This window comes from Ruthenibacterium lactatiformans (genome assembly GCF_000949455.1).
Taxonomy (GTDB): domain Bacteria; phylum Bacillota; class Clostridia; order Oscillospirales; family Ruminococcaceae; genus Ruthenibacterium; species Ruthenibacterium lactatiformans.
The window spans coordinates 25,249-45,775 of record NZ_JXXK01000015.1 but is presented as its reverse complement, the minus strand read 5'-3'; the positions used below and the strand labels follow the sequence as shown (position 1 = coordinate 45,775).

The following is a 20,527-nucleotide window of genomic DNA, read 5'->3' as shown; positions in this document are numbered from 1 at the left end:
TGAAAAGAAAACGGCGCCTTACGGCGCAAAAACAAATTGCAGGCGCGCCAAGCGCAGGGAGTAAAAAGCTATGGAATGGACAGACATCAAGACGACGGTGCCGGCGGTTTGGGCCGAAACAGCGGAGGCCATTGCCACGGGCATCTCGGGCGGCGGCATCTACATCGAGGATTACCGGGATCTGGAGGCCCAGGTGGAGGCCATTGCTCACGTTGACCTCATCGAGCAGGAACTGCTGGACAAAAGCCGGGATGAGGTAGCGGTGCACCTGTACATTGCGCCGGACGAGAATTTTGCGGAGATCGGCGAGCTGATGCGGGACCGCCTGGAGCGCGCCGAGGTGCCTTACCGGATGGAGTACACGGGTGTGCGCCAGGAGGACTGGGAGACGGGCTGGAAGGCATACTACCACGCCATGGATATCGGCACACGGCTGGCTGTGGTGCCGAGCTGGGAAGCGTACGAAACGAACCGCGCGGTCATCACGCTGGACCCGGGAATGGCCTTCGGCACCGGCACGCACGAGACCACGGCCCTGTGCCTGGAAACGCTGGATGGCCTGGTGAAGGGCGGCGAGCGCGTGTTGGACATCGGCACGGGCAGCGGCATTCTTGCCATTGCGGCATTGAAATTGGGCGCGGCCAAAGCGGAAGGCGTGGACATCGACCCGATGTGCGTGCGCACGGCAGGCGAAAACGCGGCCCTCAATGGCGTGCAGAACGACCTTACGGTACTGGTGGGCGACCTTTCCGAAAAGGCCACGGGTGTATACGACGTCATCTGCGCCAACATCGTGGCCAATGCCATCATCCACCTGGTGCCGGACGTGCCCGCGCTACTGGCAAAGCATGGAACCTTTCTGGCCAGCGGCATCATCGACACCCGCAAGGATGAGGTGATCGCCGCGGTACAGGCCGCAGGCCTTGCACTGCGGGAGGTAAAGGAAAAGAACGGTTGGGTGGCGCTGGTGTGCGGCCACACAGGGCGGGAATAACTGCGCGCCAAGCACAAAGGCGGAAATACCGTGCATACGCCGGGTGCTAAATTATCTGCCACCGGGCTGAAATGGATTGCGTATGCCTGTATGCTGCTCGATCATTTTGCATACGCCTTTTTGTATTACCGCTCTCCTGCATGCATTGCGCTGCGCACCGCCGGCAAAATGGCGCTGCCTATTTTCTGCTTTCTTTTGGCGGAGGGCTATTGCCACACCAAAAGCGTGCGCCGCTATTTGATGCGGCTGCTGATGTTTGCAATGATTTCGCAGCCGTTTTACAGCAGCTTTTGCGGCTGAGTGTATACGCGCGAATGGAAATTTACGGTATTTTCGGGCGGAGGCAATGTGTTGTTTACGCTGTTTCTTGCGCTGCTTTCGCTTGTGGCATGGGAGCACATCAAGCCGTTGTTCGCATGGTGCGCCGCTTGCGCTGCCCTTTTCGTCTGCGCCGCTCTTCTTCCTTTGGATTGGGGCTGGTATGCGTTGGCCATTGTTTGGGGCTGCTTTTACATGCGCGGCCGCCCGGCTTTGCTGCTGTGCGGTATTTGAGGTAATTGTCGCGCCGCTTTGGCTTGGCGCGCTGCCCAATTTGGGCTCGCAGTATCTGCAATTTTTCGGTGTGTTTTTTTCGCTTTTGCCAATGCGGCTGTACGACGGCACGCCCGGCGCCGGTGCGCGCGTGAAGTAGGGGTTTTACCTCATCTATCCGGCGCAGTTTATCTTAATTCCGCTGCTTGGCAGGCGGCTTGCGCCTTAAACAGCGCACCGCAGTGCCACGCCCTTGCGCTATAAATACACAGAAGGAGTTTTATTATGCCCCACCGTTATTTTACAACTGATATCTCCGGAGGCACGGCCGTGCTGTCGGGGGCGGACGCGCATCACCTGGCCCATGTGATGCGTGCCCGGCCCGGCGAGACCGTTACGCTTTGCGACGGCAAGGGCACGGACTATGCCTGCGCGGTGCGCGGCTTTGGCCCCGATACGGTAGAGCTGGAAATCCTTTCCAGATCTGCCAGCGTATCGGAGCCGGGCGTGCGGGTTACGCTATATGTGGGTTACCCAAAGCAGGATAAGCTGGAGACAATCGTCCAGAAGGCTGTGGAGCTTGGCGCCGTGCGGATAGTGCCGTTTTTCAGCCGCTACTGTGTGGCTGCGCCAAAAAAGGAAGAGCAGAAAAATCTGCGCTATAACCGTATCGCCTTTGAGGCCGCCAAGCAGAGCGGACGGGGCGTGGTGCCGCAGGTGGAACTTCCGGTAACATACAAACAGATGCTCGCGGACGCAGCGCGCAACGACGCGGCGTTTTTTTGCTACGAGGCGGGCGGGGAGCCATTACTTAGCCGGCTGGGCGGCGCCGAGACCATCGGCCTCATCACCGGCAGCGAAGGCGGCTTTTCCCCCGAGGAAGCGGCCGCGGCCCGCGAAGCGGGATGCGTACAAATCGGCCTGGGGCCGCGCATCCTGCGTTGTGAGACCGCGCCGCTGGCGGCGCTCGCTGCGGTAATGACCCTGACCGGCAATTTACAATGACCTTCCCGCGCGCCGCCCGGCGTCTGCGGGCAGGCGAAAGGGAGTTTGTATTTTGCCTAAGAAAACTTTGGTCCTTACCCTCGCGCTGGTGCTTGTGGCGGCGCTGTTCGCAGGCTGCTGGGGCAGCTCCGGCAGTTCGTCCTCCAAGCCTTCGTCCAGCTCCTCCATGGCGCCCAGCTCCTCGTCTGTGACATCCGGCTCCGGCAGCATGTCCGGTTCCATGTCCGGCTCTATGAGCGGCGTCCCCGGCGACGGCGGCGCTGCCTCCGGCCCTGTTTCCGGCAGTATGTCCGGCAGCGGCGCGGGCGGCGCTTCTTCTTCCGGCTCCATGAGCGGTTCCTCCTCGGCTGCGGCACCCGCCGCAGCCCCGGCGGACGGCGACGGCTGGATGACGCGCCTTGTCAACGCCGGGAACCCTCTGCCCGAGGGTTTTACCGTGGAGACCGTGGACATCAGGGGATACGAAAACCGTCCTTTTGACAAGCGCGCGGCGGCGGACCTGGAGGCCATGCTGGCGGACGCCGAGGCGGCGGGCTGCAAGCTCTACTTAGTGTCGGGCTACCGCAGCGTGGAGCGGCAGACGGCGCTGTTCAAGCGCAAGACAAATTCCTTCATGGCGGAGGGCTTCAGCCGGGAGGAGGCCGAAAAACAGGCTGCCATGTGGGTGGCGCGCCCCGGCACCTCGGAGCATAACACGGGCCTTGCCGCAGATATCGTTTCGGCGGACTGGTATTCGAAGCACAGCGACCTGACGGCGGATTTTGAAGACACGCCGGAATTTGAATGGCTGTACGCCCACTGCGCGGACTACGGCTTCATCCTGCGCTACCCCAGGGGAAAAGAAAATGTCACGGGCGTGACGTATGAACCGTGGCATTATCGTTATGTAGGTAAGGATGCCGCGAAAGCCATCATGCAGGCGGGCGGCACCCTGGAAGAATACACCGGGGCGCATACCGCCTGATGCGGCGGCGCGCCCGGGAAGACGGGGCGTGGATACGAGTGGCATTTATAAAAAATACGCGGGCACGGTATTGGGCGCGGCGCTTCTGCTGGCGCTGGCCGTGTTCGGCATTACATATCGAAACGAGATCTGGGCCGTGCTGACGCAGCAGGATGCGCGGGATGCGTTTATTGCGTTTGTCCACGACAGCGGTTTTTTGGGCCTGCTGGCATTTTTGGGCCTGCAGGTGCTGCAGGTGGTGGTGGCCGTGCTGCCCGGCGAACCGGTGGAGCTGATGGCAGGGCTTTTGTACGGTACCTGGGGAGGGCTGGCCTTGTGCCTTTTGGGCGTGGGCCTTTCCAGCGCCGCAGTTTATTACTGCGTGCGTGCCGCGGGTGCCAGAGCCATCGACGCTTCCGTTCTGGCAAAATACCATTTTCTGCGGGACGAGGCGCACGTGAAGTTCTTTTTGTTCCTGCTGTTTTTCATCCCGGGCACGCCCAAGGACGTGCTCATCTATCTGGGCCCGTTCCTGCCCGTCAGGCCCCATGCGTTTTTTCTCATCTCCACACTGGCGCGCATCCCGTCGGTGATCACCAGTACCTTTGCGGGCAGCCAGTTCGCCGAGGGAAGCTGGGACGTGAGCCTGGTGGTGTTCCTTGCCACCGGGGCTGTGGCGGGGCTGTGCGTGATCTTTCAGGACCGCATTCTGGCAGGCATTGCCGCGCTGAAGGGGAAATTCAGTCTGGAAAAGCACGGGGATTTGTGATATACTGCCTGTGGATTTCCCGGCAGAGAGCCGGGGACTGATTTTCCAGCAAACATAAAGGAGCGACAACGATGCGTGAATATAAGATCCTGACGGATTCCACCACGGACCTTTCGCCGCAGCTTGTGGCGCAGACGGGCGTTACTGTACTGCCCATGACCTATACCATCGGCGAAAAAAGCTACCGGAACGACCCTGAGGAAACAGACCTTTCTTCCGGGGACTTTTACGATATGCTCCGCGGCGGGGCCATGTCCACCACCAGCCAGATCAATGTGGAGACATTCCGGGAAGTGGCGGGCCAAATGGCGCGGGACGGCTTCGACGTGCTGTATGTGGGCTTTTCGTCCGGGCTGTCCGGCACATTCAACTCCGCGCGCATCGCCTTCGAGGACCTGAGCGCCGAATATCCGGAGCACAAATTCCTCGCGGTGGACAGCTTGTGCGCCTCCATGGGCGAGGGCCTGCTGGTCTACCATGCGGCGCAGCGGCAGAAGGCGGGCCGCAGCATTGAAGAAACGGCTCGGTGGCTGGAGGAAAACAAGCTGCATCTGGCCCACTGGTTCACGGTGGACGACCTGAATCATCTCAAGCGCGGCGGGCGTGTGTCCGGTGCGGCGGCGTTTTTCGGCACGATGCTCAACATCAAGCCGGTGCTGCACGTGGATGACGCGGGTCATCTGATCCCCATGGAAAAGGTGCGCGGCCGCAAGGCCAGCCTGGACGCGCTGGTGGCGCATATGGAAAAGGACGCAGTGGACCCGGCCTCCCAAACGGTGTTCATCAGCCACGGGGACTGCCGTGCGGACGCGGAATATGTAGCGGACCTGGTGCGGGAAAAATTCGGCACGCAGGATATCCGCATCCATTCCATCGGCCCGGTCATCGGCAGCCATTCAGGCCCCGGCACAGTGGCGCTTTTCTATCTTGGCCGCACGCGTGGATAAAATACTTGAAGTATAAACCGGATTTAAAATAACAAAACAAGCCCCCGGCCGCGCAGGATAGACCCGCGGCCGGGGGCTGGTTTGTATTCGCAAAATATGCACGGAAATACCTGAGGCGGCGGGCAGAGTTCCTCATTGCGCGCGTTCCCGTTTTTTGCTATGATGGGAACAGGAATCATCTGCTTGCCGCGGGCGGTTTTTCGCGGCGGAAAAGGGGGAATGCAGCAATGAGCGCACAGGAAAAAACGGCGGGCGGGCTTTCGCGCCGCAACCTCTGGGCGTATCCCGTGGGCACCGTGGGCCGGGATATGGCCGGATGCATGTTTACCAACTATCTGCTCACCTATGTGTTGTTCACCAAAACGCTTACGTCGGTGCAGTTTGCCTGCATCAGCGTCATCATGGTGGCGGCGCGCGTATTCGACGCTTTCAACGACCCGATCATGGGCAACGTGGTGGAGGCCACGCGCACGCGCTGGGGCAAATTCAAGCCATGGATCGCCATTGGCGGCGTGCTGAGCGTCATCGTGTTCATCACCTCGTTTTCCACCACGCTTCAGGGCTGGGCTTATGTGGCGGCCTTCGGCTTGTTGTACTTCGCGTACAGCGTCGTATTTACAATGAACGACATCGCCTACTGGGGCATGGTGCCGGCGCTGGCGCGCCGCGCCGACGACCGCAACCGTCTTACCTCCCGCACGGTGCTGTTTGCGGGCGTGGGGCAGTTTCTGGGCGGCATCGTTGTACCCACGTTTACGGCGGGCAGCCTTGTGATCGGCGGCAACGCCGTCACCGCGTACCGTGCCGTTGTCCTTATTGTATGCGCTGCGTTTACGGCTACACAGCTCATCACGCTGCTTGTGGTGCGCGAGCCGTCTGCGCGGGACGAAGCGCCCGCCGAAAAGGTCGGCATCCGGAAGGCCTTTTCCACCATTGCCCGCAACGATCAGCTTGTCTGGTGCGCCGTTGTTTTTCTGATTTTTTCCGTGGCGCAGACACTGATGGGCGGCGGCCTTTCGGTGACATACCTGTATTTTGAATTCGGCTACAACGGCCTGCTGCTGTCCATCTTCAGCATTCTGGGCAATGTGGCGGGCGCGGTGCTGATGCTCGTGTTCGCGGCTCTGTCCGGCCGTTTCACCCGCGCGCAGCTGATGAAGGCAGGCGCTTTCGGCGCTGCGGCGGGATACCTCTGCATCATGCTCTCCGGCCTGTTCATCCCGCGGGAGATGTGGGCGCTCAAGTTCACGATGCTCACCGTGAGCAACCTGTTTGCATTTCTGGGGCAGACGCTGGTTTACCTTATTATGATCATCTGCATTGCAAATACCGTGGAATACAACGAGTGGAAAACGGGCCGCCGGGAGGAGGGCATCGTCTTTTCCGTGCGGCCTTTCATCACCAAGCTGGGCACTGCGCTGGTGCAGCTTCTGGTGCTTGTCATCTATCTGGCGGTGGGAGTGCGCGCCGTGACGAACCAGATCTCCGATCTGGAGAACGCGGCCTCCCAGGGGCTGATCACCATAGCGGAAAAGACAGAACGAATCGGGGCGGTGCTGGCCTCGGTGCCCAGCGGCAAAAGCGCCGCGCTGCTGGTCTGCATGACGGTCATCCCGGCGGCGCTTCTGTTGGCTGCTTATTTCATCTACCGTGTCAAATATACGATCACGGAAGAATCTTATGAAGCGATGGTGCGGGATATTGAGGCGCGCCGCGCGGCGAAAGGAGAAACAGCGGAATGAAAGGCTGGAAAACGGCACTGGCGCTGGGCGCCGCGGCCGCGGCTGCGGGAGCTGTGGCCGGAGAGTACTTTTACCGCTTTGCGCTTACACAGCAAATCGACAAAACAGCGGCGTTCAACGCGCCGCATAACCGTCCCACCGGCGCGCCCCGGGGCACGCTGGCGGCGGACAGGGAATGGCTGAACGCGCAGCCCCATGAGGATTGGTGGCTGACCTCGGGCGACGGCCTGCAGCTGCACGCTCTGTGTGTGCGCGCGGGCGGGAATGCGCCCTGGGCGGTGCTGTGCCACGGCTATACCGGGCAGGCATCGGGCATGGCGGAATACGCGCGCCGGTTTTATGACGCGGGCTTCAGCCTGCTGCTGCCGGACGCACGCGGCCACGGCCAAAGCGAGGGCAGGTATATCGGGATGGGCTGGCCCGAGCGGCGGGACATTGCCGCATGGGTGCAGCGTGTTACCGCAGAGAACGGCGCGCCGGATATCGTGCTCATGGGCGTGTCCATGGGGGCCGCCACCGTAATGATGACGGCGGGAGAGCCTCTGCCGCCCAACGTGCGGGCTATCGTGGAGGACTGCGGCTATACCACCGCATGGGAGGAGTTCCGTTATCAGCTGAAAAAAACCTATGGCCTGCCGCCGTTTCCCGTGCTGTACACGGCAGACGCGCTGCTGCGCCGCCGGGCGGGCTTTTCTTTGCGGGAGGCCAGCGCTGCGGCACAGGTGGCGCACTCCCGCACGCCGATGCTGTTCATCCACGGCGGGAAGGATGCCTTCGTTCCCTTTGCCATGCTGGATGAGGTGTATGCGGCGGCGCGGTGTCCCAAGGAAAAATATGTGGAGCCGGATGCAGGCCATGCGGAGTCCCTGCGCATGGCGCCCGCGCGCTATTGGGCAAAGGTATTCGGATTCATCGGCCGCTGGATGCCGCTGCCCGGCGCGGAGCGGACAGTGGCTGCGGACCCGGCGGAAAAGCCGGTATAAGGCGTCGCATACATAAAAGAAAAAGCAGCGGAGAACAGGCGGCATCTGCCTGTTCTCCGCTGCTTTTGTTGTGACATACAGCTTGAACACAAAGAAGGAAAGCATATCCCGGTGCTTAAAACAGGGCGGAGACGCCGTCCACGACTCCGGATCGTGTGAAAGGGTCCGGCTGAGCGAAAGGATGGCCGTTCCGGTCGGTGAGGGCGGCGCGGGCCGCGTCCTCCATACGCTTGTACCGGATCTCTACGGAGAGAGGGCCGGGCATGCAGTAGGGGACGAGCGTCCCGGCGCCGGGTACGGCGGCCCGCACGGTGCGGTAGATGTCGTCGCACACAGCCTGGGGATGCCGGCTCAAAGCAGACGTCCAGGAGAGCGCCTCCTTCGTCACAACGGCGGCGAGGCCGGGAAACAGCGCACGGGCCTCGGCCACACAGGCGTCGTCGCCCGCGCAGAACAGCACCGGAACGCCCAGCTCGCCCGCGTATGCCGCGTCGATGGCAAGCTCGCCCGCTTCTTTTCCGTCCAGCTTATAATATTGGAACGCGGTGGAACAGAAGGTGTGGGCCAACACGGCCCGGGAGGTGTTTTCCCGCGCATGATAGCCGATGAACAGCACGGCGGTATAGCTTTTGTCCATGCCTGCAAAGCGGCCTCTGTGCCCGCTGCCCAGCAGGATGCGGCAGCGTGGGTCCAGCAGGTCGTACTGCAGGTTTACGCCTGTGCCGTGCGCGTCCCAGACGACGACCTCCTGCGCGCCTGCGTCGAACAAAGCACGGGCCGCTGCGTTCGCCTCCCGCGTGGCCTGCAGGCAGGCGAACCGGTAGTTTTCTCCGCTGCCCAGGCCCTTTCCCGGTTCGCCCACCACACAGGCGGGGCCTTCGCAGTCTACCGCGATATAAAATTTCATGGCGGCACTCCTTTTTCCTTCACTTGAAGCGTCAAACGTTCACAGCTTCAGCAGCCCCAGCCCCGAGCCGAGCGGTTTGCCTTGCAGCAAAAGCTCCTTTGCGCCCCGCTGCAGAGACGTGCGCTCAGGCAGCGCGGCGTCCGGGATACCCGGTGCGCCGAACAGCCAGAGACGGCCGGAATTGTCATCGGGATCCCAGTCTGCCAGCGTGTAATCCTCCATAAAATTGCGAATGCCGGAACCGGGCGGGAGCAGCTCCTTCACGCGGGGCGAAAGAAGCCATGTGCGGCAATAGGTCAACGGCAAAGCGCCGTCGCGGGCAAAAAAGTCCGCACGCCGCGCATAGGAGGCATGGAGCGTTTCGGGCATACACATCGCATCGCCGGGAATATGCACCGAGAGCGCGGGCGCGCCCGCCGCCGCGCCCAACGGCCCGGCAAGCTCAGCGGGCAGGGGAAGCGCCTCGAATTCCAGTGTGCCGAGGCGGAGCAGCCGCCCGCAGAGCTGCCGCCAGACCCAGAAGCCGCGGTCGAACTGCCAGCGGCCTGTCCAGCGGTGCGTCTCGTTCAGAAAACGGGAAAAGCAGCCCATCGTGGCAAGGTAGACATCGTCGGGAACGCCCCGCGCCGCATAATGTTTGCGCGCCTCCAATGCGGCGGACAGCAGCACGGCCAGCTCCAGCAGCCCATTGGGACTCAGCGGCGCGCATTTCGCCTGAAGTTCACGCATGGCGGCTTCGGCCCGCGATGCATCCAGCAGGGCGGGGATATGGCGCAGCAAGGGCGCCGCCTGTGCCGAAGCGGCCTGCGCAAGGCAGGCTTCGGCGGCGGGGCCGGGAATCGAAAGCTCGATGCACAGCGCGTGCAGGGCCGGGATGTCAAAGGCTTCCATGGCTGCCTCCTTGTTTGTTGTGCAAAGGCCGGCCCGGCCCCTTCGTTGTAAAGGGCTTTCCGCCGGGCCGGCCTGCGGCACCGGTTCTGGCCGCCCTTGAGCACGGCCGGAAAAGCGCGTTATTTTTCGGTAAACTCGGCCAGCTCCACTGCGGAGCCACCGTGTGTGCGGGAGTGCTCGGCCGCCAGCGCCATCACGTGGCTTTCCACCGAGGCGTCCACCGAGGTGAGGCCTTCCGCACCGCCTGCGGCGATAAGCTCGCACACATAATCCATCATCAGCGCATCGCCGCCACCGTGACCGGCAAAGCGGTCGGGGATGGTGCCCAGGTCCAGAACCTGCTCGGGCTGTCCGAATTTGCGCAGGTACAGTACGTTGGCGTCCATATCGCCTTCGATCTCACCCATCGTACCCATCACCTTGATGCTGCGGTAGCATTTTGCCGTGAAGGCGCTCATGGTGAAGGTGGCTGTCGCGCCGCCGGCAAAGCGCATGGAGACGACCTGGTGGTCCACCACGTCGTTGTCGCACCGGTATACGCACCGGCCGTAGGGCCCTGTGCGCAGCGCGTCATACAGCTTTTCCTCGGTGGGTTTATTCACCAGCACCGAGCAGGGCCACTCGTCATTGCCCGAACGGATGCCGCTTTTGTCATTGAAAATGTAGATCTTTTCCGCGTCGTAGGGGCATCCTTCCTTACAGGCGCAGCCGGAAAGACAGCGGTCTGCACTGCCATCCGGCGCGTTTTCCGCGCGGAACCAGTCCAGAGAGCCGTAGGAGGAAACGCTTTCGCAGGGAACGCCCATCAGCCAGCGGATGATGTCCATGTCGTGGCAGCTTTTTGCCAGGATCATGGGGCTGGATTCCTCCGCCCGCCGCCAGTTGCCGCGTACATAGCTGTGGGCATAATGCCAGTAAGCCACGTTCTCCACCGCGTCCAGGGATTCGATACGGCCGATGGCGCCTCCGCGCAGCAGCTCGTACAGCGTGCCGTAGAATTTGGTATAGCGCAGCACATGGCACACCACCACCACGCGGTTCGCCTCATGCGCTTTTTTTTGCAGTGCAAGGCATTCGTCCAGCAGCGGAGAAATGGGTTTTTCCAGCACAAGGTGATAGCCCTTGTCCAGCGCGGCCAGCGCCTGCGCCACATGCTGGCGGTCCTGCGTGGCAATGATCATCACATCCGCAAGGCGCGGCTGGGCCAGCAGCTCTTCGCCTGTGGCAAAGCAGCTTCCGGAGGGCACGCCGTAATTCGCCTGCAGTGCGGCGCGGCGGTCGGGGTCCGGGTCGGCCCCGGCGGTGATCTTCATTTTTTCAGGGTGCTGCTTCTGGAAGGCGGCATACGCCTCCAGCCCGCGGATGCCCAGGCCGCAGATGGCAAAGGTAACGGGTTTGTCCATGGTAGTTCGTCCTTTCTTTTTTTTTGCGGATAACAGCGCGGCCGGATGCGGCGCGCTTAGAACCCGTATTCACAGAACGGAACGCCATCTATCCGGCGGATTTTGCGCCCTGCTGCGTTAAATTTCCTTGAAATAGCGCTGCTATTCCTGCGAAAATTTGCCTTGCATGGCACAAAATCCGCTCGAATATCCGACATTCCTTATCTAAGAATACAGATTCTTAGATATCGAGCTTGCAGGCGGAGACGATCTCCCCCACCGCGTAGCTGCCGAACAGCGTGCCGTCCGGGCGCAGCGTATAAGGCAAGGCGGGAGCGGAAAGCTCGGGGATGTCCGCGCAGACGCCCGCGGCAAACGCGCGCATGCGCGCTGCGGCGGTGGAAAGCCTTGCGGCCACGCCGCCCAGGCGGAGGTCGATGATCTCGAAGCCCTGGGGCCTGTTTGTGGCTTCCCACAGCGCGCGCCATGCGGTGCGAAGCGCCTCCGTCGCCGCAATGGTCCCGGGCAGGGCTTCGGCAAGGCGTGCCGCCAGAGCAAGATCCTTTCGGCGGACGGCCTGCGCGGCCTGCTCGTGCCAGGCGCATTTGCCGGCCAGCACGCGGGCCAAAAGGGAGTAAAAACGGAAAAGCGGTTCAAAGGCCGGGTTTTCATCGGCATACCGGGTATAGCGCGCCTCAAGCTCCGTATAATGCGCGCTCATGGCGAGCCCGGCGGTGTCGGCGGCAAAGAGCTGCACCAGGGGGTCCTGATACAGCAGGAATTTGGCCGCGTTGACAGGCCGCAGCGCGCCCGAGCGCATGCCGGGCACGGCGTTGAACAGCGAAAGGTCCAAAAACGCCTGTGCGTCTGCACCGCAGCAGCAGGCAAAACGGCGGGCGAGAGAGCCGGCATCGTATGTGCCGGTATACATGAATTCGGCGTACAGCTGCATGCCCAGCAGGGCGGACGTGAGATTGGCCTCGGCGCCGTTGTCGCCCCAGGCCGTGGCCAGCACCAGCGGCACGCCCGCTTTTTTGCAGGCGGTCAGCGCTGGGACGGCCGCAGCCAGCGTTTTGGCGTAATCCGGCGCAGGCCCGCACCATGTCCAGATCCCGCCCGCGAATACGGTGGGCGCGGGCAGTGCCGCGTGCTTTTGCAGCATATCGGCATACTCCTGCTCGGTTTCGTGGTAATAGTCCCAATACACAAGCGTCACATCCGGCTGCACGGCGGCCACTGCTTCGGCCGAGGGCATACCGCTGTCATAATAGCCGTCGGTGGGGGAATCGGGCCGGAAATACATATCGCTCCACATCATGGCCGAAAGACCGTGGCGGCGTGTGATCTCCAGCACGCGGGAAAGATGCCGGCGGATGATGGTGTGGGGGTCCTCGTAGCCGTGGCGGCGCAGGTGCGCGCCCAAACCGATGCCGTGGGCCTCGTCCATGCCGATGTGGATGCGTTTGGAACGGTAGGGCGCGGCGGCAGCCGCGATAAGCTCCTCCAGGAATGCGTAGGTTTGCGCATCGTCGGCCAGCAGAACCTCCTCGTTGTCCTTCAGATGCGCCAGCGCGGGCCAGTGCAGCGCGCGGTTCAAATGGCCCAGCGTCTGGATGCAGGGACAAAGCTCGATGCCCAGCATATCGGCATAATCATCCAGCGCCCGCAGCTCGTCTGTGGAATAACGCCCGCGCTGATAGCCGAAGTAGGGCTGGCCGGGCACCTCATAGGTGTCCTCGGTGTACATCATGCCCAGGTTGAGCCCCATCATGGCCATTTTGCGCAGGAAAAACCGCAGCGTGTCCGGCTGCAGCACCGCATTGCGGGAAACGTCGAACATCATGCCCGTTGTTTCAAAGCAGGGCGTTTCCTCAATGCAGAAAGCGTCCTCCGCCCAGTGCTGGCGCAGCAGTGAAAGTGCGCGGTATACCTGTACGGGTTCGGCCCAGGTGACCACCACGCCGTCCGCACGCTTTTCCGCGCGCAGGCAGCCGCCCTGACGCAGGGCTACGCTCAGGCCTCCCTGTCCGGCGCGGGCAAAGCCCAGCTCGGGGCCAATCTCCGCAAAAGCAGCGTCAAAATGCTCCGGCAGCTGGCCGGAGAAGGAGAGAATTTCGTTCATGGCCGTCTCCTTTCCCTGCACGCGGCAGGCTTACAGCAGGCTGGCGCTGTCCGCGTCCAGATACAGTGTCGCAGCGGGGTGGCGCCGCAGGATGCTGGCGGGGCAGGCGGTGCGGATGTCGCCCAGCAGCGTGTCGCGTACGGCGCGCGCCTTGGTGGCGGCGGGCACCACACAGAACACCTGGGCAGCGTGCATCAGTGCGGGCACTGTCAGCGTCAGCGCATGGGTGGGCACGTCGTCCAGAGTGGCGAAGCAGCCGTCATGCACCTGCTGGTTGCGGCATATCTCGTCCAGCGCCACGGGCTTTACCAGGGCGGGGTCGTCGAAATCGGCCACGGGGGGGTCGTTGAAGGCGATGTGCCCGTTTTCCCCTATGCCCATGCAGGTGATGTCCACGGGGAAACGGCGCAGCAGCTGGGAATAGCGGGCACACTCAGCTGCCGGATCCCGGGACGCCGCGGTCCCATCCAGGCAGTTAACGGATCGAAAGGGCACCTTGGTGAAGATGGCCGCCCGCAGAAAATTGGCAAAGCCCTGGGGCGCGTCCGGCGCAAGGCCGATGTACTCGTCCATATGAAAGGCGTTCACACGGTTCCATTCAATGCCCTGCTGCGCCGCAAGCGCGGCCAGCATCTCGTTCTGCGAGGGTGCGGCGGCGAAGATCATATTACACTCTTCCTTCTGCGCCAATACGCCGCGGATGGCGGCGGCGGCTTCGTCTGCGGCGCAGAAGCCCATTTCCGCGCGGGTGTCGTAGATCTTTACGCGGAACTGGTTGATGGAAATGGTTTTTGTCATTGGAATGCCTCCTCTCGGTTTTCAAAACACACGGCGCCGTCCTTGAACACCATGGCGATGCGGACGGTATGGTCGAACACGGCAAGGTCTGCCGCGCGGCCCGCCTCCACGCGGCCGTAAAAATCGGAAAGGCCCAGTACGCGGGCGGGGGTTTCGGTGATCATACGCACTGCATCGGGCAGGCTGGCGCCGGCCAGCGTCACCATTGTGCGGACCAGCCTGTCGGCTGTGCAGATGCTGCCCGCGAAGGCCGTGCGGTCCGGCATTTTGGCGACGCCGTCCTCCAGGATGACGCGCTGGCCGTTTTCCAGGCTGCCCAGGATGCTCTCGCCCTGTGTCTGTCCGGCGCCGCGCATGGCGTCCGTGACCAGCACCAGCCGCTGCGGGCCGATGTGTCTGTAGGCAAGCTGCAGCAATGGAGCGGGCAGGTGGCAGCCGTCGGCGATGATCTCGCTGGACAGCTCATCGTACAGATACGCACTTTCCACGATGCCTGCGTGGCGGAAGCCGGCCTTGCGCACGATGGTGGACATGGCCGAATACAGGTGCGTCACATGGCGGTAGCCGCAGGGAATGGCGGCACGCACCGCTTCGCTGTCGGCCTCACTGTGGCCGATGCTGGGCAGTACGCCGCGCGCCAGCAGCGCAAGCCCCATCTCCCGTGCGCCGGGCAGCTCGGGCGCGATGGTCCAGCGAAGGATGTGCGGGCAGGCGTCAAGCAGCTCGTTGTATTCGGCGGGGTCCGGCTCGCGGATGAAGCGCGGGTCCTGTGCGCCGCACTGGCTTTTGGCGATGTAAGGCCCCTCGATGTGCAGGCCCAGAAGCTTCGCGCCGTCCGCAAAGCCGTCCCGGCAGCGTTCAAATACAGAAAAGGAGCGCAGCAGCTCTTCCTTTGAGGCGGCCAGCGTAGTGGGCACCATGGCCGTGGTGCCGTGGCGGAGGTGCAGCGCGCTCGCGCCGTGATATGCCTCCGGCGTGCCGTCCATAAAATCGTGTTCGCCGCCTCCGTGGACGTGGATGTCGATAAAGCCCGCGCTGACGTACAGGCCGGCCAGGTCATATGCGAAGTCCGCCGCCGCGCCGCTGTCCGGCGGCAGGACGGCATCCACAGCCTTGCCGCGCAGCAGAATATCGCAGCGGGTGATGCAGCCATCCTGCACCAGGCGCCCGCCGCGCAAAAGTGTTGTGCTCACAGCAGCCCCTCCTTTTGCAGAATGTCCTTCAGCGCCGCGACGCTCTCGGCCGTGGCCGCTGCACCGCCCGCTGAAAAGCCCGCGCCGCCGGGCAGGCGCATTTGTTCCTCCGTCAGGTGGGAATCCAGACGGTAATGGGTCTCCATGGACAGCCAGCCCGCATAGCCGTCCGCCGCAAGGCGGCGCAGCAGAGCGGGATAGCCCACCTGCCCCGTGCCCACCTTTACGCAGTAGCTTTCCGGCACAGCGCGCACCGCGTCCTTGATGTGCACATGGGCAAAGAAGGGACGGATGGCCTCGTAGCCGTCCGGATAGGGCGTTTCGCCCAAGGGGTCGTACAGGCAATTGCCCGGGTCGAAGATTGCGCGCACACGGGGCGAGCCGATGGCTTCGACAAGCCGGGCCAGCGCCGCATGGTTCGAGGTGTTGACGCTGGGGTCCGCCTCCAGCAGCAGCGTTTTGCCGCGCTGCTCCAGCAGGCGTACGGGCCGCTCAAAATAAGGCGCCAGCGTTTCGGCGGGCAGGGGCCCTTCCTCCGGTGCGAAGAATGCAAAGCCGCGGATGAACGCGCAGCCCAAAATGTCCGCCGCGGCGCACAGGCGTTCCAGCTTGGCCAGCTCGGCTTCCACAGCGTCCGGTTCCGGCGCGCATTTGTAAAACGAACCGGCCAGGCCGCAAACGGTCAAACCCTCGGCGTCCAGCCTGCGGCGCCATGCGCGCAGCGTTTCAGCCGGAAGCATGTCGATGGCAGTGTCCTCCACGCTGCGTAGCTCCAGCCCTGCCAGGCCGTTCTGCCTTGCGAACCGTACGGCCTCGTCAAAGCTCTGCGTCACCTCGTCGGTGATGAATGAGATTTTCATAAGAACCTCCATGTGCCGCGTCCCATAGCTTGAAAAGGAACGCGGCACGTCGTTTTTACAGGGATGAGGGGAAAACGCGCGGGCTTAGAAAACGATGGGCCTGCCCGTGCGGGTGGATTCGTAAATAGAACAGATGACGCGCACGGCCAGCGCGGCCTCCTGCGGGGGAATGGCAGGAGAACGGCCGTCGCGTACGGCCTGTGCGATATCGCGCAGCAGGCAGATGTGGCCGTAATTGCCGATTTTCGTCGGGTCGCCCGCACCGCCCACGCGTTCGCCCATATCGGGGCGCTGAGGCGCGTCGGCCTCGTCGAGGAACTTCCACTCCAGTATGCCCTCGTCGTTGAATACGACGGTGCCCTTTTCGCCGTGAATATAGAAGGTGGACGAAAAGCCCGGATATGCCGTGGTGCAGCCCTGGATGACGCAGATACCGCCGTGCTTCATATTCAGCACGGCCGCGGCGGTATCCTCCACAGGGATGTCGCGGGCCAGCGTCTCGGCGCGGCCGTACAGCGTGGAGACCTCGTCGCCCAGCATCCACAAAATAAGGTCGATGCCATGCACGCCCTGGTTCATCAGCGCGCCGCCGCCGTCCTGCTCCCAGGTGCCGCGCCAGCCCGCGCTGTTGTAATAGGCCTGGTCACGATAATATTTCAGGTCCGCTCCGGCCAGGCAGATCCTGCCGAACCTGCCCTCGGCCACGGCCTGCTTCACAGCGATGGCCACAGGCATCATGCGCCGCTGGAAGATGCACTGCATCTTCGCGTGGGTGCGCTCCACCACGCCGATCACATCCGCGATCTTCTCCGGCGTGATCTCCATAGGCTTTTCGCACACAATGGCCTTACCGGCTTCGGCGGCGGCTTTGCACACCTCGCCGTGGGTGCCGCTGGGTACGCAGACGCATACGATGTCCACGGCAGGGTCCGCCAGAACGTCGTGATAATCATAGTAGACGTGGGGCACGCCGTGTTCGGCGGCATAAGCGTCGGCCTTTTCCGGGATGATATCGCACGCGCCGTACAGCACGCAGCCCTCGCCGCGCAGGGCCTCCAGCGCTTTGGCATGGGTGAAAGCAATCACGCCGCAGCCGATGATGGCAAAATTCATACTCTCAAATCTCTCCTTTTCGCCGTGCAGGTCACACGGAGTTCTGATTTGATGGTACTCCCTTTTGCTCAAAAGAGATTTGCATATCATCCCATAAAGTTGGCAAATCGTCAAAACATAGGCGCTGTGTACAAAAAAAGCAGCGTCCGTGCCGGGGCAGGGCGCTGCTTTCGGAGAATATCAGTACAGTCTGCCTGCCGCCGCGCCGTAGCTCCTGCAGAAGGCACGGCCGTCGTAAGCGGGCATTGCGTCCGTCAGGGCATCCAGCGCAACGGGCACGCCTCCCTGCGCGCGGGAGGCCGTGGCCGCCAGCATTACTTTGACGGATTCCAGCAGTGCGTCCGGCCCCGCCAGAAGATTGGGCTTGCCCTCCATATAATTGCAGATCTCGCACATCAGCGCCTCGTACAGGCGGTTGGAGTCCATGCGGAAATGGTGGGTGGTTTTGGTCGTCATAATGGTGAGAACAAAGGGCTGCCAGGTGCCTGTGAAGGTGTTGAAAACAGCGCTTTTTCCGTTTTCGTACTGTACGAAATAGCTCTCGGAGTACTTGCCGCCGGCTTCGCCGCGGCCCATGTAGCGCACGCTCTGTGCGCCCTGTCCCAAAATGCCGCCGATGGCCTCGGCAATGTGTACGCCGTAGTTGAATTCGTCCACGCCGGCAGTGCCGAACACGTTCACCACCTCGCCGCGCTCCTCTTCAGGCAGCGCCAGGAACTGCTGCACTTCGTAAGCGTAGCGCGCGCTGGACGCGCCGAGGATCACCGCGCCGTCTTTTACAAGCTGTTCCACGCGGCGGCAGTCGGCCAGATTCCCCACCAGAGGCTTGTCGATGAACACAGGCTTGCCCTGCTCGATGAAAGGCATTGCGCAGCGCAGATGGTCGTCCCAGTCGCAGCCGTGGATGAAGCCGATGTCGCACATCGCGGCAAGCTCCTCCAGCGTATTGCAGCGCTTTTCCAAGCCGAAGCGGCGGATGAAGCCCTCCACCTCGCTGTCCGGACGGAAAGAGTCGTTGTACACGCCCACATAGCGTGCACGGTCGTCCTTTTCCATGACCTCGCCGAATCCCAGAGGGTGGGAGGTGTCGATGTTGACGGCGCCGATGCGTATCATAAATTCAGCACTTCCTTTTACGGGCCGCCGCACAGGCGGCTGTTGTTTTGTTTGCATTATAGGGCTGTTGACAGGTCCGCGTCTTTCCGGGCCGTTTTGTTTGTCAACGGCCTCATTATAAAACGAAACCGCCGGGATTGCTTTGCATATTATCCAGAATTTTTTGCTTTTTTTTCGCCGGCGGCAGCAGCCTTACCACAGGCTGCTGCCGCCCTGCCGCTGAAAGCTGAAATAACGGCTCTGCCCGTTGCGCATGCGGTATTCCATGGGCGTGCAGTTTTCCTTCGCTTTGAAAAAGCGGCTGAAATAGTGGATGCTCTGGAAGCCCACAAGGTCTGCGATCTCGCTGACGCTGGTGTCGGTGTTCACCAGAAGCTCCTTGGCCTTGCGCAGGCGGATACGGTTGATGTAGCGGATGGGCGTGGTGCCGTACACCTCCTTGAAGATGCTGATGAGCGTTGTTTTGTTGACGCCCGCCAGGGTGGAAAGATCCTCCAGGCTGATGATGCGGGAATAGTTGAAATCGATATACTGCATCAGTGCGGCAACGTCCACACCCTTGAACGTGGCGACGCGGGGCGCCTCCTCCTCGGGCGCTGCGGCGGGCTGGCCCAGCCGTTCCCGCACGATACGTACCAGCATCTCCAGCAAATAGCCGCTGATGATGGAGTAATAATAGGGGCGCTGCTGGGCGCTCTCTGCGATGATCTTATCAAAAAAGCGCACGAACCATCCGAAATCCTGCAAATGGAACATATCGCCCACGCGCACCAGATCCTCGAACAGCGCGGGATCCGCCACGGTGAATTTTACATCCAGCATTTTCAGCGGCGCAGCGTTTTTTTCACCGCAGTGGATGGCGTGCAGCTGCTGGGGGCACAGCAGAAACACCTGCTCCTTTTCAATCTCATAAGGCTGGTCGTCCACATACACGGTGCCGCTGCCGCTCAGAATGCCTACCATTTGGAAATAGTTGTGGCAGTGCAGCTCGTTTTCCCAGTTTTGGTGGTACTTGCCGCACCAGAGGATGCTGCATTCGTTCATCCGTGTTCCCCTTCCTTTCACTGCTTTTCTACAATATCAGTATACAGCAACGCCATGCGCAAAGGGAACACCTGCGAAAAAATAGTACAATATTCCTAAAAAAAGTGTAAAGACACCGGCGGGAGGCGACGGTATAATGTGGGCAAGAGGGCCGGCCGGACAACGGGCGGCGGAAAAGGAGCTTACCGAACGATGAAAATTGCCGTGCTGATGGACGCGCCGCTGCGCGCGACGCTGCTTTCCGAAAAAACAATGGCCCGCCTGGCCGAATGGGGCGAGGTGGCCGTGAACGAAACGGACAAGGCCGAAAAAGAGACCGTCAAGCAGATCATTGCCGGGGCGGATATCGCCATTACATCCTGGGGCGTGCCGCAGCTGGATAAGGAAATTTTGGACTGCGCACCCAACCTGCGCTTTGTGGCCCACGCCGCGGGCAGCGTGAAGGGCATCGTCAGCGACGAGCTGTATGCCCGCGGCATCCGCGTTGTCAGCAGCGCGCGCATCCTCAGCTACGGTGTGTCGGAAACGGCGCTGGGCCTTACCATCTGCGCCTGCAAAAACGTGTTTGCTTTCAACGAGGAGATCCGCAACGGCGGCTGGGTGGAGGATTACAGCGTCATCACCGAGCTGTTCGACATCACCGTGGGCGTGGTAGGCTGTGGCTTTGCAGGCTCCCACTACATCGAGCTGCTGCAGGCGTTCGGCGTAAATGTGCTGGCCTATGACCCGCTGCTGGACGAAGCCGCCATCGCCGCCATGGGCGCGAAAAAGGCAGATTTGGATACGCTGCTGGCCGAAAGCGATGTGGTTTCGCTGCACGCGCCCGCGCTGGATTCTACCCGCCATATGATCAACGGCCGCGCGCTTTCTTTGATGAAGGACCGAGCCATCCTCATCAACACCGCCCGGGGCGCCCTGGTAGACGAGGAAGCGCTTGCGCAAGCGCTGCGCGGCGGCAAGCTGAAATATGCCTGCCTGGATGTGACGGACCCCGAGCCGCCTGCCGCGGACAGCCCGCTGCGAGGCATCCCCAACTGCATCATGACGCCGCATCTGGCGGGCCTTGCCAACAACGGCAAGCTGAAAATCGGCGCGCACGTGGCCGACGAGATCGGACGGTTCCTTACAGGCGGGACGCTGGTGTCTGAGATCACGCAGGCCATGCTGGCCACCATCGCGTAAGCGCC

General features: G+C 62.1%; 18 protein-coding genes and 1 pseudogene. 9 read left to right on the top strand and 10 right to left on the bottom strand.

Features of this window, described 5'->3' with window-relative positions; genetic code table 11:
* The first annotated feature begins 70 nt into the window (after positions 1-70).
* The 8 genes and pseudogenes from prmA (at position 71) to TQ39_RS11145 (ending at position 7,914) form a co-directional block, all read left to right on the top strand.
* Positions 71-994, top strand: a complete 924-nt coding sequence (prmA, locus tag TQ39_RS11190) for a 50S ribosomal protein L11 methyltransferase (RefSeq protein WP_050005575.1) — start codon at positions 71-73, stop codon at positions 992-994.
* A gap of 30 nt (positions 995-1,024) precedes the next feature.
* A pseudogene (locus tag TQ39_RS21670) lies at positions 1,025-1,546 on the top strand (TraX family protein).
* 264 nt (positions 1,547-1,810) lie between these two features.
* Positions 1,811-2,530, top strand: a complete 720-nt coding sequence (locus tag TQ39_RS11175; protein ID WP_050005573.1) for an RsmE family RNA methyltransferase — start codon at positions 1,811-1,813, stop codon at positions 2,528-2,530.
* A gap of 52 nt (positions 2,531-2,582) precedes the next feature.
* Positions 2,583-3,494, top strand: a complete 912-nt coding sequence (locus TQ39_RS11165; protein WP_082670692.1) for a M15 family metallopeptidase — start codon at positions 2,583-2,585, stop codon at positions 3,492-3,494.
* A gap of 28 nt (positions 3,495-3,522) precedes the next feature.
* Positions 3,523-4,242 (top strand): TVP38/TMEM64 family protein, encoded by a 720-nt coding sequence (locus TQ39_RS11160; protein ID WP_050005570.1) that lies wholly within the window; start codon positions 3,523-3,525, stop codon positions 4,240-4,242.
* Between the two features lie 71 nt (positions 4,243-4,313).
* Positions 4,314-5,189 (top strand): DegV family protein, encoded by an 876-nt coding sequence (locus TQ39_RS11155; protein WP_050005569.1) that lies wholly within the window; start codon positions 4,314-4,316, stop codon positions 5,187-5,189.
* A 227-nt stretch (positions 5,190-5,416) separates the two neighbouring features.
* Positions 5,417-6,931, top strand: coding sequence for an MFS transporter (locus TQ39_RS11150; RefSeq protein WP_050005568.1), 1,515 nt, complete (start codon positions 5,417-5,419; stop codon positions 6,929-6,931).
* Complete coding sequence (locus TQ39_RS11145; RefSeq protein WP_009326149.1) at positions 6,928-7,914, top strand: alpha/beta hydrolase; 987 nt, start codon at positions 6,928-6,930, stop codon at positions 7,912-7,914. Before TQ39_RS11150 ends, TQ39_RS11145 begins: the two co-directional genes overlap by 4 nt.
* Positions 7,915-8,029: 115 nt before the next feature.
* Here the strand turns inward: TQ39_RS11145 and TQ39_RS11140 are convergent, their stop codons facing one another.
* The 10 genes from TQ39_RS11140 to TQ39_RS11095 form a co-directional block, all read right to left on the bottom strand.
* A complete protein-coding gene (locus TQ39_RS11140; RefSeq protein WP_050005567.1) occupies positions 8,030-8,821 on the bottom strand; it encodes a M55 family metallopeptidase in 792 nt (263 codons plus the stop codon).
* A gap of 39 nt (positions 8,822-8,860) precedes the next feature.
* Positions 8,861-9,712 (bottom strand): acyltransferase domain-containing protein, encoded by an 852-nt coding sequence (locus TQ39_RS11135; protein ID WP_050005566.1) that lies wholly within the window; start codon positions 9,710-9,712, stop codon positions 8,861-8,863.
* A gap of 119 nt (positions 9,713-9,831) precedes the next feature.
* Positions 9,832-11,115: a Gfo/Idh/MocA family protein gene (locus TQ39_RS11130; RefSeq protein WP_050005565.1), complete on the bottom strand. Its 1,284-nt coding sequence runs from the start codon at positions 11,113-11,115 to the stop codon at positions 9,832-9,834.
* A 220-nt stretch (positions 11,116-11,335) separates the two neighbouring features.
* A complete protein-coding gene (locus TQ39_RS11125) occupies positions 11,336-13,216 on the bottom strand; it encodes a beta-N-acetylhexosaminidase (protein WP_050005564.1) in 1,881 nt (626 codons plus the stop codon).
* Between the two features lie 30 nt (positions 13,217-13,246).
* Positions 13,247-14,014 (bottom strand): glucosamine-6-phosphate deaminase, encoded by a 768-nt coding sequence (locus TQ39_RS11120; protein WP_050005563.1) that lies wholly within the window; start codon positions 14,012-14,014, stop codon positions 13,247-13,249.
* A complete protein-coding gene (gene nagA / locus TQ39_RS11115; RefSeq protein WP_050005562.1) occupies positions 14,011-15,207 on the bottom strand; it encodes an N-acetylglucosamine-6-phosphate deacetylase in 1,197 nt (398 codons plus the stop codon). Before nagA ends, TQ39_RS11120 begins: the two co-directional genes overlap by 4 nt.
* Positions 15,204-16,067 carry a sugar phosphate isomerase/epimerase family protein gene (locus TQ39_RS11110; protein ID WP_050005561.1) on the bottom strand — a complete coding sequence of 288 codons (864 nt, stop codon included), beginning with the start codon at positions 16,065-16,067 and terminating at the stop codon, positions 15,204-15,206. The genes nagA and TQ39_RS11110 overlap by 4 nt, the downstream gene beginning before the upstream one ends.
* A gap of 84 nt (positions 16,068-16,151) precedes the next feature.
* The gene (locus TQ39_RS11105) at positions 16,152-17,180 is read right to left on the bottom strand and encodes a Gfo/Idh/MocA family protein (RefSeq protein WP_009326141.1); all 1,029 of its coding nucleotides are present in this window, start codon (positions 17,178-17,180) and stop codon (positions 16,152-16,154) included.
* A gap of 180 nt (positions 17,181-17,360) precedes the next feature.
* On the bottom strand, positions 17,361-18,296 hold the full coding sequence (locus tag TQ39_RS11100) for a Gfo/Idh/MocA family oxidoreductase (protein ID WP_050005560.1): 936 nt from the start codon (positions 18,294-18,296) through the stop codon (positions 17,361-17,363).
* Positions 18,297-18,488: 192 nt separating this feature from the next.
* Positions 18,489-19,340, bottom strand: a complete 852-nt coding sequence (locus TQ39_RS11095; protein WP_009326139.1) for a helix-turn-helix transcriptional regulator — start codon at positions 19,338-19,340, stop codon at positions 18,489-18,491.
* Between the two features lie 192 nt (positions 19,341-19,532).
* Between TQ39_RS11095 and TQ39_RS11090 the strand changes: the two genes are divergently transcribed.
* Complete coding sequence (locus TQ39_RS11090) at positions 19,533-20,522, top strand: hydroxyacid dehydrogenase (RefSeq protein ID WP_050005559.1); 990 nt, start codon at positions 19,533-19,535, stop codon at positions 20,520-20,522.
* The last annotated feature ends 5 nt before the right edge of the window (positions 20,523-20,527 follow it).